This is a genomic window from Paenibacillus sp. P2(2022), from assembly GCF_029522175.1.
GTDB lineage: Bacteria > Bacillota > Bacilli > Paenibacillales > Paenibacillaceae > Paenibacillus > Paenibacillus polymyxa.
Map to the genome: position 1 here is coordinate 119,330 of NZ_JAKWFI010000001.1, position 12,920 is coordinate 132,249.

Annotated in this window: 13 protein-coding genes; all 13 read left to right on the forward strand. The window is 47.4% G+C overall.

Annotated features, from left to right (window positions below; all coding sequences use genetic code 11):
* The first annotated feature begins 39 nt into the window (after positions 1–39).
* Positions 40–465: a hypothetical protein gene (locus MMB75_RS00520; protein WP_007431573.1), complete on the forward strand. Its 426-nt coding sequence runs from the start codon at positions 40–42 to the stop codon at positions 463–465.
* A gap of 130 nt (positions 466–595) precedes the next feature.
* On the forward strand, positions 596–1,045 hold the full coding sequence (locus tag MMB75_RS00525) for a J domain-containing protein (RefSeq protein WP_045244262.1): 450 nt from the start codon (positions 596–598) through the stop codon (positions 1,043–1,045).
* A gap of 32 nt (positions 1,046–1,077) precedes the next feature.
* Complete coding sequence (locus tag MMB75_RS00530; RefSeq protein WP_045244263.1) at positions 1,078–1,626, forward strand: FHA domain-containing protein; 549 nt, start codon at positions 1,078–1,080, stop codon at positions 1,624–1,626.
* A gap of 64 nt (positions 1,627–1,690) precedes the next feature.
* Positions 1,691–2,218, forward strand: a complete 528-nt coding sequence (locus tag MMB75_RS00535; protein ID WP_025365579.1) for an FHA domain-containing protein — start codon at positions 1,691–1,693, stop codon at positions 2,216–2,218.
* A gap of 35 nt (positions 2,219–2,253) precedes the next feature.
* Entirely contained in the window at positions 2,254–3,084 is an 831-nt protein-coding gene (locus MMB75_RS00540; RefSeq protein WP_017426756.1) for a PP2C family protein-serine/threonine phosphatase, read from the forward strand.
* A 22-nt stretch (positions 3,085–3,106) separates the two neighbouring features.
* Positions 3,107–4,984, forward strand: coding sequence for a serine/threonine protein phosphatase (locus MMB75_RS00545; protein WP_045244264.1), 1,878 nt, complete (start codon positions 3,107–3,109; stop codon positions 4,982–4,984).
* 46 nt (positions 4,985–5,030) lie between these two features.
* Complete coding sequence (locus tag MMB75_RS00550) at positions 5,031–6,350, forward strand: hypothetical protein (RefSeq protein WP_045244265.1); 1,320 nt, start codon at positions 5,031–5,033, stop codon at positions 6,348–6,350.
* On the forward strand, positions 6,347–7,036 hold the full coding sequence (locus MMB75_RS00555; protein ID WP_016818675.1) for a hypothetical protein: 690 nt from the start codon (positions 6,347–6,349) through the stop codon (positions 7,034–7,036). The genes MMB75_RS00550 and MMB75_RS00555 overlap by 4 nt, the downstream gene beginning before the upstream one ends.
* Before the next feature lie 31 nt (positions 7,037–7,067).
* The gene (locus MMB75_RS00560) at positions 7,068–9,719 is read left to right on the forward strand and encodes an Hsp70 family protein (protein WP_045244266.1); all 2,652 of its coding nucleotides are present in this window, start codon (positions 7,068–7,070) and stop codon (positions 9,717–9,719) included.
* Positions 9,720–9,781: 62 nt separating this feature from the next.
* A complete protein-coding gene (locus MMB75_RS00565; RefSeq protein ID WP_016818677.1) occupies positions 9,782–10,294 on the forward strand; it encodes an RDD family protein in 513 nt (170 codons plus the stop codon).
* A 55-nt stretch (positions 10,295–10,349) separates the two neighbouring features.
* Complete coding sequence (locus MMB75_RS00570) at positions 10,350–10,505, forward strand: hypothetical protein (RefSeq protein ID WP_162835280.1); 156 nt, start codon at positions 10,350–10,352, stop codon at positions 10,503–10,505.
* Between the two features lie 17 nt (positions 10,506–10,522).
* Positions 10,523–11,299, forward strand: a complete 777-nt coding sequence (locus tag MMB75_RS00575; protein ID WP_016818678.1) for a hypothetical protein — start codon at positions 10,523–10,525, stop codon at positions 11,297–11,299.
* A 578-nt stretch (positions 11,300–11,877) separates the two neighbouring features.
* Positions 11,878–12,810, forward strand: a complete 933-nt coding sequence (locus MMB75_RS00580; RefSeq protein WP_019688275.1) for a DUF2167 domain-containing protein — start codon at positions 11,878–11,880, stop codon at positions 12,808–12,810.
* Positions 12,811–12,920 lie beyond the last annotated feature (110 nt).

The following is a 12,920-nucleotide window of genomic DNA, read 5'->3' on the forward strand; positions in this document are numbered from 1 at the left end:
TCCGCCATCATTTTACCTAATATCAAGGAGGCAACACACATGGGATTCAGATTGAAAGTAGAAGGACAAGAAACAATCGAGCTGGGCTTGGATAACATCCAAACGGTTATTTATGACACCGATACACCGGACGATTCCAATGCACGCTCCACTGACGTAGGCTCCACGCTGCGCATCAGCGGTAAAATCATCACAGCAGTAGATGGTGACAGCGCGGATGACACGCTGAAACTGGCTTTGTGGTCTCTGGTTCCTGCTGAAAAAGCAGACAGCTACCGTAAAGTAACACTGGAAGTTATCGCAGCCGATCAAGTGGTGCGTAAAATCTACTTCCCGAATGCTTTCGTTGTAGACTACAACGAGCACTTCGGCGACACAGAAGGTGTAGGTGCGTTTACACTCTACATCAAACAAAAGAAAGACAAAACCGAGCTGGCTACCATCGACGGCGGATATCCGGTTTAAGTTTAACGTCTTAACGTTAAGCGTAGCTTAAACACACACTCACCCGGCGCATACGTGAAGGGTGGATAAATATTAAGAGGCCTACGGGTCTCTTAATATTTATTTTTTTCGGAGAGGGGAACATCAGACAATGACCAACTACTATGAGCTGCTCGGTGTCAGCCGGGATGCTTCGGAGGCAGAGATTAAGCAAGCTTACCGTAAACTGGCCAAAAAGTATCATCCTGATACCAACCAGGGAAGCGAGGAAGCAACGCGCAAGTTCAAACTGATTCACGAGGCTTACAATACCTTGCGTGACGAAGCATTGCGGCAGGCATACGATGCTGAGCTCATCCGAAAAGCTACGGGAACTAGCGGAGAACAGCAAGAAAAAGCGAGAGGGGCAGCACCTTCAGGCGGTACGCGTAGGACAGCTAAAGGATTCAATCCGGCTGACATAGGCACTGATTTTGAGCAATTTTTCGGCTTTCATCCGAAAACGAAGGAGGGCTCACCAGGGAAAAAAACGAAAAAATCCGGTGATCCGACGGATACCTCAGCCATGTTCAACCAATTTTTTGGTATTCGTAAAAAGTGATGATTTCAGGATAGAAACGGGGGAAGCAAGCAGTGAAAACGGCGCAGAGCAGATGGGTTTTCATCATAGATGTTGCCATGTTCGGGCTGATGCTGGCGATCGCCTTTTATGTGTTTAATCGTACAGGCTACAGCGGTTTGAAGACTGTGGTCGCGATAGGTATTGGGATTAGCGTGCTTGTATACATACTGCGCAATCTGGTGTCCGTGGTACCTGTGCCCAAGCCAAAGGCAGAGCGTAAACGGATTACCAAGCTGGTGTTGATTGATGAAGAGGGTGAGTCCGTTAAAGAATGGTACATCGAAAGCGAAACATCATTGTTAATCGGCAAAACGACATCACGCTCTGAGGCAGATATTGATTTAGCAGGTACAGATTATGCTTCCTTGGTAAGTGTGGAGCATGCGGTACTTAACCGGGTAAACAGCGACTGGTTTGTGGAGGATGTGGATTCCGGCAACGGTACCGGGCTACGGTCTGCGAACGAAAGTGGCACCAAAAAGCTGGAAAGTGGCGAGCCTTACCGAATTTACTCAGGCGATTTATTATATATTGCCAATACCAGGCTGCTCGTTAAATAGAAGAAATTGCACAATCCTTAGATTGCTGTAAAGACAATCAAGACAATGGGGGAAGGAACCGACTATGAGTTTGACAAGATGCCCGAACGGACACATGTTCAGTACACGAAAGCACGGAAATACGTGTCCTTATTGTAATTCGGTAGTAAATATAGCCGCACCCAAGAGCGCGGAACCAGCAGCGAAAACAAACGTTGCGGGAGACGATGACAAAACCATGCCGTATTTAGGCGAGACGGTGGGGATTCACCCGGTAACCGGATGGCTGGTATGTATTGAAGGAGCACAGGTGGGTCAGGACTATCGCATTATGGCAGAAAAAAACTTTATCGGGCGCGCAGAGGAAATGCATGTCCGTATTATCGGAGACAACACGATTTCCCGCAGAAATCATGCGGTCATTGTGTATGATCCGAAGAAACGCAACTTTTACTTGCTGCCAGGCGATTCGTCAGGCTTGGCGTATCACAATAACGAGGCGGTATATTCACCAGTGGAGCTGGCTGCTTATGATGTGATCCAGCTCGGACGCAGCAAATTTATCTTTATTCCGCTGTGCGGCGCTCATTTCGAGTGGGATAACGAAAATTAGAACGGAAGTGGGCAATGGTGCAGGGAGGTAACGAGATGCAGCCTTATTTTGTTGTATGTGGAGCTGCGGTGCTGTTCGCTGTTCTTCTCATCATCCGTATACGACTGACGCGAAGTTCCGGCAGCCGTACCGTGAGTGGAATTGAGATTGGAAATGGTCAAACGATCGGGAGCCGGAGCGAGCAGGATGATTATTTCTCCAGTATGACCACCCCTGTGGGTACGCTGGCTGTTGTTGCAGACGGGATCAGTGGGCTGGCTAATGGACGTATGTCCAGTACCTTGGCTGTGACGACTTTTACGAAGGCATTTGCCAAGTTAGAAGATGCAACGAATTTGAACGGATATTTTGCAGAGGCGGCAACCCAAAGCAATCGCGGTATTTTGCAAAATTTGAATGGGCAGGGCGGGGGAACGACGCTCGCGGCGGTCATTGTGTGCGGCTATCAGCTGTATTACGGAGCGGTGGGCGACAGCTTGATTACAATTTACCGCAATGGTCACTTTCAGACAGTCAATTCCAAGCATACAGCGGAAACACTGCTGGAAGAACGAGTGCTTGCTGGACAAATGACCTCAGAGGAAGCTAAAACGAGTCCTGTACGCAATCAACTGGTCAACTACTTAGGTTATGAAGGCTTTGAGAACATGGAACTGGGGAATGCACCGATTCGCCTGTATTCGGGTGATTATGTGCTACTGTGCAGTGATGGCATTCAGGAGGCGCTGACGGAGATTGAGCAGGAAGAGATCATGCGCAAGGGCGGAACACCGCAGGAAATGGCGGATGCCATGATCGACACCATTAACGATAAAGGGTTTAAAAGTCAGGATAATGCGACAGTGCTTATTTTGGCGATAGGATGAAACAAGAAAGACGGGGGTAGCGATGCGCAAGGACAACAGCGATTTTAGTACCGCCTTTGTGTCGGAAGCGGGCTCTTATATAGATAACCGGGACTATTTTGCATTCATGGAGACGGACGACATGGCCTGTTATGTCCTCGCAGACGGTCTGGATTCGGATCAGGAGCTGCGCAGCGCAGAAATGGTAGTCAAAACGGTGCTGGAAAACTTTATGGAGAAGCCTTCCATGTCCAAGCGGCGTTTGATGAGAGATCTGCGTGAAGCGCAGGAATGGCTGCAATTTGAAAGCCGTCGTGTCCGGCTTAAGGCCAGTCTACTGATGGTAGTGACCAACTACAACAAAATGGTGTACGTTTCGTGCGGTAATGTGCGGCTATATCATTTTCGCAATGGAAGGCTTAATTTTCGCAGTAAGGATCATAGCCTGGCTCAGTCACTGGCAGATGATGGTCGTATTCCAGACGAAGCGACCAGTACACACGAGGAACGGGGGAATCTGCTGGAATACTTGGGGAATCCGAATGGGGTTCATGCCCATTACGCCAAAAAGACACAGCTTGCAGATGGAGATGTCATGCTGCTCGCTACATCTGGGATGTGGGAGGACGTTGAACTGGCGGAAATGCTGGGTGCGCTGGAGGAAGCGAAGGGCCCGGGTATGCTGACGGATACGTTGGAAGAGGTCCTGCTGAGCAAACAGCGCCGGACGGTGAATAATTACACGGCTGCCGCCATTTATGTAAACAAAGTTTTCCAGGAAAAGCCTAAAAACCGTCGTAAGCTGATCAAACGGATTTTGATTGCGTTGCTCGCCTTTGTAATCGTGGGCGGAGGAGCATGGATTACACTGGCGCGTATGGCTGCGAACAAAGCGGCTGCGCTGGAAACGATGATCGAATCGGCTCAGGCTGCGGATGATTATGCAAGAGCTGGTGATTATGCAAAAGCGCTCAAATCCTACAGTGAAGCGAAAAACGCGGCAGTTAAGATTAATGATAAAATTCACAAGCGGTTGTACACGGCAGAGCAGAAAGTATCTCAATTGATGGTCGACGGAGACGGCTATGTGGAAAAGGCCGATTTTACCAAAGCTGAAGCCAGCTACGATAAAGCACGGAAAAGCGCCGGGCTATATCCACCCTTTAATGTGAAGGACATTGAGCATAAAATCGACCAACTGGACAGCTATGCCGAGACGGCGAGCTGGATGAAGGACGGAGATTTAAAATTCCAGGGTGGCGATTACACAAATGCACTCAAGCTGTACAAAAAAGCAAATAAGGCTGCGATGGAATCCGGCTATACGTCCGCGCAAAAAGAGCTGGAGAAGAAGATTGCAGAGACCAATGATAAATTGACAGCTATTCAGCAGCAGCTCAAGGAGATTCAAGCTGGCAAGCTTCAGGCCAAAGGGGATCGGCTGATGAAAGATCTCGATTATGAAGGGGCCATTGATGCTTATAGCGGGGCACAGGAGATTTATCAGGAGATTGATAAGCTCGAAAGTGTTCTGGCGCTGGAGCGGAGCATAGCCAAGGCGGAGGAAAAGCAGAGCGCGGAGCAGCAGAAAAATGGACAGCTTCCTGCTGGATTGGGATTGTCTGACGGAGTGTTGAACGACACAGATGCTGGAGACGCAGCGAGTGAAGCTTCATCTTCCGCTGCGGCAACCTCTGCCACAGCATCGCAAGCGAAGGCTGCGCCGACGGCTTCAGCGGGTACTACGCCCGCGAAGAGGGAAGCCTCTCCGACTGCAAAAAGCGGTGGTACGGGGGATGGCAATGCCGCTTCGACCAAGGCGGACACCAGCAAAGAGCAAGGAACTGCTGATTCTGCTTCTAAAGCAGCCGGGGCGTCGAATTCAGAGAGTCAAGATCAGGCTGCTGCGAACGGGAAATAAGTTTTTATGTTCATTGAATGCTGGAGCCGGAAGGGAGTGAGACGTCGTGAAAGAGCTGGTACAAGATCGTTTGAGCAAGATGGACGATTTAGAGCAGAGACGTTTACTGAAAAATATGATGGCGGGGGTATTTATGAACCTCGTCGAATATCAGGAAGAAATGACCCGCCAGCTAGAACGGCGGGTATTTGAGGAAATTGAGAATACAGAAGAAAAGTTTGATGTGTATGTGTCATTGACATCGCGTGAGGACTACGACCCGATTCATGAATTTTTATATCCTGTGTTGCCCTCCGATGCAGTAGAAAAACAGGTAGACATCAGTCGTGTGGCAGAGGTGGTACGCGAAGGCGGGGAGATGCCGCTATTTACGCTTTTTCTCGAAATGGAGACCGAACAAATCTCGGCACTGGTACGCAGCAAACGAATTTTCTTAGGAATGCTGGTCACGGAAACTGCAAACTACCCGATTCGTTTTCGTCTGGAGCATAACCGATCTTATATGTTGGAGATTGAGCAGTTGTATCATACATTTATGCAAAATGGTATGCCGTGGAAAACGATTAACCATCCATACGCTTATAAATTTGTGGACTGTGTATTGATTGGTGGGGACGGCGAGCCGGCCGCTCATGAAGAAATCCATGAAATCTCGATTTCGTTGGAGGAATTCGACGTTTATAAGAAAGCCGATGTTTTTCCGCTGTGGAACATTGAAAGACTGGCTCTAAAGAACAGCGGTTTTCCTATACCAGCTATGGATCGTGTGAACTATGAGCATGTGCTGCCTTTGCGTAAAACAGGATCAGAGCATGGTTACCTGATTGACGGGACTGAAAGTGATATCCGCTATATCAAGCGGACAGAAGAGGAACTGACGATTGTCACACCACGTGATAAATCTGGCGAATGGAATGTGTTGAAGGTTACGAAACCATTTACAACCAAGCTTAGTCGTCAGACTTTTCCGGTATTGTCTAATCGGCGGCAGGACAGCTTTTTGGGTCGCTATGCAGGAAAACAGGCCGTGATTGTCCGGGCTAAAGCAGAGATCACGCGCATCGTTAATTCGTTTGAAGCGGCACAGGGGCTAGAGCTAGAGCGTGTGGACATCTGGGGAGGTGCTGGGCGAAATGATATAAGCAACCTTGTAACCAAAACTCAGACGTATCCGTTAAATCCGTTTGTCAGCGATAATGTACGGACAGAGGATGGCAAGCAGATCATGCGATTGGGGTTCAGACGTGGTTCTGAGGATGTGTTGCCAACCGCACCTGCTTACATTTTGTCCGATTTAATGAGCTTTCTGGTGTCGGAAGTGCAGATGTATTTTCCAGAGTACAAGTGTGAAGGAGAATGGGTGTGAATTACGTTTGGGATTTGCTCATGCGCGCAAGGAAACAGGGGCTGGATGTAGATAAATTCCGCTTCGTACCCGCTGTCAGCTATTCTCCGTATATGGAGCTTAGCTTGGCTGAGCTGAATACGTCCCATTTGGAGCAGGTAGTGGAGATTAATCCGTACTACCGCTTTTATTCTATTTTTCGGGATCTGTTTCCACCGGATGCAGCAGAGGATCTGGAGCTGAGAGAATCGCTATTTGATATTATGATGCATTTTCTGGCGGAGATCGATTTGTATCAAGGGATGAATCGGCGAGAGTATCATATAAGGTTTGTTCAGCGTGATATTGCGGATGGTATTTTTGGCCCGAAGGTAAAGGAAGCCTTTGGACAATTAAACCGTGAGGAACAGGACGCGATTGCTGAAGGCCTGCTGCGCCTGTATGAGACGGGGGAAGCCGTACATCTGTTAAAACAAACGATGCGTCGCGTCTTCCATCGCTCGATCATTTACACCAACTGTGAGGAAAAAGACGAACTACTCATATATATTGGCCAGGAGGAGACGATGCTGTCACGAATCAAAGTCGATCTGATTCTCGATTTGTTTCTTCCAGCACGGTTTACGACGGAATTGTATTGGACCAGTCATTTCGGCATTTTGGAGGAAGACCCTACGATGAAAATAGATGCTATCGCCCTCTATTAAGGCTAAATGGCTAAGAAAGGACATGTGAACGATGAACGGACCCTATACATACAGGTTGCTAGACCCGCTCACCGATCGAAAAAGCGCTCGTTTCACGACTAAATACACTCAGGCGGAATTGGAGCAAATGACGACCTTTCAGTTGCGCGGGATATGTGATAAAGAGCGACTGGTCGAGGGCTTTGCGAATCGTCTGGCACGTGAAGAATTGATTCGCGTAATCTTGCGATTTCGAAGCGCGGAGGAGCATCTACTCATTACCAGACCCAATCCTGACGGTTTTGAACGTATGCAATCGGCACTACAGCGCAACTGGAATGACCGTCCGCAGGAGAGTGGCGGTATTCGGGTTCCCGCCAAAATCACGCTGTATCAGGGGGTGCGCACAGGTCGCATGGACAACTATCGGATCGAATCCGATTTGCCTTGGCTGAGCTCATCTAATGTGCTGCTGGTGAATGCGACAGGGGAATTATGTGGTGTTTTAAATTTGGTGAAGGATGAGGGACGAACAGGCGTATATTATCTTTCTCGTCACCGCGATGCTGAACTGCGAGAGACATCTAATCATAGCTATAGCTTGCTGTTTCTGCGAAGACAGGAGTCAGAATATTTTTATAACCTCTACTATGGAGATAAGCCGATGCTACCGCTGAAACTTCAGGGTCATCGAATCCCGGTGGCAGAGCTGATCATTCGGGGCACGGAAACAACCGATGCGGTACTGGCGATTGATTTTGGCACCTCGAACACCACGGCAGGTGCTTATTTGGATAGTTCCTACGTTACGGCCCCTGATACAGGGATGAGCAGCACAGTAAGGCTGGACGCTATCAATTATGTGTCATTCCCTGGTCCAGAAGGTACGGAAGGCGACTGGATCGAAGTGCTGCCGACCGCCATTCGCGTCGCGGACTGCTCCAATCCCGAGCATATCGTTTATGCATTTGGGGAGGAGGCACTACGTGGAAGCGATGTGGCAGGCAGCCGTGCCACGGTATTGCGGGGGATTAAACGTTGGGTCAATGACTATAAGCGAATCGAAGAATTAATGGATTCTGAGGGGAATACAGCAACCGCTTCCCGCAGCGATATTTTAGCGGCGTTTATCCGTTATGTGATTGCTACAGCCGAGCAGCAATTTAAGTGTCGGTTTCGCAATTTACACTTTTCTGCTCCTGTCAAGCTGCAGCCCCAGTTTATTGAGATGTTTAGCGATATTTTGCCTGATTATCGGATTGAAGCGGAGGATGCGCTGGACGAAGGGCTGGCAGTGCTGTACAACACGTTGGCAGACCAGATGGAACGAGGAACTTTTGCAGACGGTGAGGAGTATCAGGCACTTGTCATTGATTGTGGTGGGGGCACGACAGATTTGTCTTCCTGCCGCTTCCGGATTGAAGATGGACGTATTGCTTACAAGCTGGATATTCACACAACGTATGAAAATGGGGATACCAATTTTGGTGGAAATAATCTGACGTATCGGATTATGCAGTTTATGAAAATTGTATTTGCAGGTTATTATGCTGCTGAGACGCGTTTGCCTGACACTGATATTGATGCTCTGATCGGCATTCCTTCGGGAGATTTGTACCGTCATGTGGATGAGTTTGGTGTAGATGCTGTATATGCAGGGCTGGAGGAACGCTATCGTGAGGCAGAGGCGATCTTGCCTACCGCGTTCAAACGGTATGAGCATGCTACACGGGATGAATATCAACGGGTACTGAGTAATTTTCATCTGTTGTGGAGTGCAGCAGAAAATATGAAAAAGGAATTTTTTCTACGTACAGGAATCTTGCGCAGCCGCTTTGAATCCGAGCAGGTATTATCTGCTGAAAGCGACCTGAACATTGCTGTAATGGATCGTTGGCTGGTTTCGGTCATTGAGAACGGACGGTTCCGTGATGAATATGGTTTGCCTGATGTGGTGTTTAATATTCGTGAAGTACAGCAGCTGCTTAAGGCAGATATCTACAATATCGTGCGTAAGTTTCTGGATGATTTTTATTTGGAGGGGCGCTTGCAGGATTATTCGATTATCAAATTGACCGGGCAGTCCTGCCGGATTGACGTGTTCCGCGAAGCACTCAAGGAATTTGTACCAGGGCGCAGTATTGAGTTTCGACAAAAGGCAGAAGACCTGAGCCGAGTACCTGAGTTGAAAATGGCCTGTCTGCGCGGGGCTATTCGTTACCTGAACGCTAAAAAAATGGGAACCATTGAGCCTGTCATTACCAATCATATTCCAGCGATTCCGTATACGGTCAGCGCATGGACGCATACGGGGCGTGAGAAGGAGCTGATTGCGAGTTTGGAAAGCAATCGGGTACGCGGTTCTATTTCCCGGCCGTCTCAAGCGGTTGAAGTGGAATTCTTCCTGACGGCCAACGGGGGCAAGCTGCGTCAGCGTCATGTGTACCGCAGTCGGCCAGATGCCTTTGAACCCATGCCGTATGAGGAAATTGCTGTGCTGTACGGGCAGGATATTCCACAGGATGATACGGACTCCATTCGCAATGAGGAGACGAAATATTTTGTTTTTGTCGGGGATAGTCGTTGGGGCTTTTACGTCGTACCGATTACTCGCCGTGATGAATTGCTGTATCTGGGTCCGAAGCGCTTTTATGCCTTCGAAAATGATCTCTCCGAGCTGGATTTCTTTGACGGCACGAAATAATAAATTAAGGATTTTGCAAAATGCAGAAATCAGAAAAGCACACAACACATGGAGGGAATAACATGCTGTATGCAGGTTTTTGGAAACGAACTTTGGCCTATATCATTGACAGCCTTATTTTAGGATTTGTATTTATGATCATCGGACTGGTCTGGATCATCATTCAGGCCATTGGAGATTGGGTGCCATCTCCGGCAGAAACCTCTATGCTGACGGACGGGCCGACTGCTATTTTTACTATGCAATTATTAGGACAAACTTTGATGAATTTGGGGGCTTCATGGTTGTATTTTGCGATCATGGAATCGTCCAAATGCAGAGCTACGGTGGGCAAGCTGGCTCTTGGTATCGTTGTAGTAGATGAATTTAACCAAAAGCTGAGCTTTGGACGTGCGAGTGCCCGCTACTGGAGTAAAATTGTATCGAGTATCATTTTGTGGATCGGTTTTATCATGGCAGGCTTTACAGCTAGAAAACAGGCTCTTCACGATCTGATTGCACGTACCTATGTTGTGGACAAGCGCGAGCTGAATTATATACTGCGCGAGCAGGCTGGGCGCGGAGCCGGGATGTAAAGGTAGATCAATAAACTCTGAGATTAAACCTCAGTCTTCAATCGGGGGGAGCACGATGGATATACGCAGATGTATAGAAAAGAATTTTCGCCTATTTATTGGATTACTTGGAGTAAGTAAAGCTCCACCCACCACCGATGATGGAGTTATTGTTCCGCCTCCTGCGCCTGGTGTGAATCGGCTATCTGTTCCCTTAAATAAAGAAGAATAGAGAAAGGAGGAAACCCCATGTTAACGCATATCGTTCCAAAGTTTGAAAAAGGTCGCATTCTCAAAACCGAGATGCTGGAAAATCTGCGGGATTACCCCCGTAGCTTTCTGGATATCCGGTATCAGGATTATTCGGATGGTATTATTACCGGAATGAATGTGACCGTCGGGGAACATGCGCTGACCGTAGGCAGAGGCATTGTAAAGCATAAAAATAGATTATACCTGCTGGAGCAAGAGCAGGAAGTTTCATATGTGGCTACGGGGCGGCTATCGGTGTTGAAGCTGCTCTTTTTGGAACAAACCGATCGCCCGGATTTCACCGTGCATCATGCAGATATTGTGCTAGAGGCCGAGGCTGAGATCGGATTGGATGAACTGGAGTTGGGCCGATTCAAACTCAAAGATGGAGCCGTGCTTCGCTCCAATTATCAGGATTTTGCCGATATGGCTACTGAGTTCAATACATGGAGTGATATTCATGTCCCGTTTGCGGGGTTGTATCAAAGTACATTGCGCCCAGAAACGCTGCGCTATTTTGCATCCGAGCTGCTCAAAAGCGGTACAACCGATCCGATGGATTGTATGTTTGCTATGATGTGCCTGAACCTGGAGGCTGTAGACAGAGAATCTATCCAGCATTATATTGCAAACCGAAGTGGTGTGGAATATAAGGAATATTCACATGCTCAGCTCCATAGGCAGCTGGTGCTGATTTTGGAAGGAGCCGGACGGGGGAAGCGCACAACAGGCCGCTGGCAGGGCGGTGGAGCTGGACGGATGATTGTGGATTAGAACATCAGATAGAGGAGTGGAGTATGCATCCCCTCTATCTTTACTTCTATGCCCCAGTATTTGTTAAATCAATCCGGTGTAAGCCTATACATTTTTTTAAATAAAAAAGATGACATATGTATAAAAACAGGCATAAAGTCACTAAGACTATAGTCGCTTGTTTGGTGAAGTATGCATTCCTTAACCTGCTGAAATTCGACATTTTATAGGCTAGATGGATGTGCTTGAGACTAAGCTTGAGGTCAACAAAGTTGTCATATCAAGGAATACGTCTTTTAAGAAATTATAAGTGAGAGAGACTTGAACGGATAAGTTGCAGCGATTGCGCAATTGTGCTTGTCCATGATGAGTCTTTTTATATCGCTCCTCCATACCTTGTAAAACCAGTCCGATTAGAGTAGAAAATTTGCATACATATGTATAAAAATGAGTATTAAGTCGTGGAAACGCCCTTTGCTACGGTGAATTGACAAAATATAAAGCAGTGGCTAATATGGTTGGGGACACGGGAGATATTGGAATTTATAAAGGGGTAATGAGTTTTGAATAAGAGACTAGATAACAGATGTAACCACAAAATGAGATGGGGCCAAACGATTTTGGGAGCGCTGTTGGCGCTTAGTCTGGTGCTACTCAGTGGAGGAAATGCATGGGCTTCATCCAGTGAACAGTTAAAATGGATTGAGGGTGGCCGAAAGGTAGACCTGGGAAATGTAGCTGCGGTTGATTTAGACTCATCTCTTCTTTTTTTGGATGCGGCTAACACTGCGAAGGTAAGCGAGATGAATCACGAAAAGCCATCTGGCAAGGAAATTGGGAGTATATTTCCGAAGGATGAAAATCAAAATTGGGAAGTTGTTTTTGAATACTATGAACTTGGACATATCAAGGATGATGAAAAAGAAGACATCGATGCAGATGCCATTCTAGATAGTTATAAAGAGGGTACGGAAGAGAGTAACAAGGAAAAAGCGGAAAGTGATCGCCTGTATGTTACAGGCTGGGATGTGGAGCCTTTTTATAATGAAACGACCCATAATTTAACCTGGTCTATGCTGGCGGAGGATGGGAACAAGGAAAAGCTGATTAATTATAATGTTCGTGTGCTCACTCGTCAGGGTTATATCTCTGCCATATTAGTGTCCGATCCTGCACATTTGGACGCGGATAAGAAGTTCTTGAATGAGAAAATATTACCCAAGCTGACAGTCAAATCAGGTGAGCGATACGAAGATTTTAATGCTTCAACGGACAAAATTTCTGAATATGGCCTGACCGGACTGATTTTGGGAGGGGCCGGCTTGGCAGTAGCTAAAAAGGTAGGTTTGTTGGCATTAATCCTTGCTTTTATTAAGGGCGCGGGAGTTAAGGTGCTTGTCCTCATTGGTGCTGCTTGTGTAGGTGTGTTTGGTGTGATAGGCAAGTTTTTTGCCAAATTATTTCGCAAGAAAAAGTCAGAATCTATGCACAATGAAACGAATGCTCAGGATCAGTCAGAAACATTACAGTAGCTCTAAAGAAACACGCCATAATATAATTACTAACAAAAAGGTCAGGCAGCCTGATCAGTACACACTGAAGAGGTAGCATGGGCAAGAACATTATGAACAGATGATCATGG

What these genes read in the sequence shown, in the direction of transcription:
- MMB75_RS00525 (WP_045244262.1), top strand. Translation starts at nt 596, where the DNA reads ATGACCAACTACTATGAGCTGCTCGGTGTCAGCCGGGATGCTTCGGAG.
- MMB75_RS00540 (WP_017426756.1), top strand. Translation starts at nt 2,254, where the DNA reads ATGCAGCCTTATTTTGTTGTATGTGGAGCTGCGGTGCTGTTCGCTGTT.
- MMB75_RS00560 (WP_045244266.1), top strand. Translation starts at nt 7,068, where the DNA reads ATGAACGGACCCTATACATACAGGTTGCTAGACCCGCTCACCGATCGA.
- MMB75_RS00520 (WP_007431573.1), top strand. Translation starts at nt 40, where the DNA reads ATGGGATTCAGATTGAAAGTAGAAGGACAAGAAACAATCGAGCTGGGC.
- MMB75_RS00545 (WP_045244264.1), top strand. Translation starts at nt 3,107, where the DNA reads ATGCGCAAGGACAACAGCGATTTTAGTACCGCCTTTGTGTCGGAAGCG.
- MMB75_RS00580 (WP_019688275.1), top strand. Translation starts at nt 11,878, where the DNA reads ATGAGATGGGGCCAAACGATTTTGGGAGCGCTGTTGGCGCTTAGTCTG.
- MMB75_RS00575 (WP_016818678.1), top strand. Translation starts at nt 10,523, where the DNA reads ATGTTAACGCATATCGTTCCAAAGTTTGAAAAAGGTCGCATTCTCAAA.
- MMB75_RS00565 (WP_016818677.1), top strand. Translation starts at nt 9,782, where the DNA reads ATGCTGTATGCAGGTTTTTGGAAACGAACTTTGGCCTATATCATTGAC.
- MMB75_RS00535 (WP_025365579.1), top strand. Translation starts at nt 1,691, where the DNA reads ATGAGTTTGACAAGATGCCCGAACGGACACATGTTCAGTACACGAAAG.
- MMB75_RS00570 (WP_162835280.1), top strand. Translation starts at nt 10,350, where the DNA reads ATGGATATACGCAGATGTATAGAAAAGAATTTTCGCCTATTTATTGGA.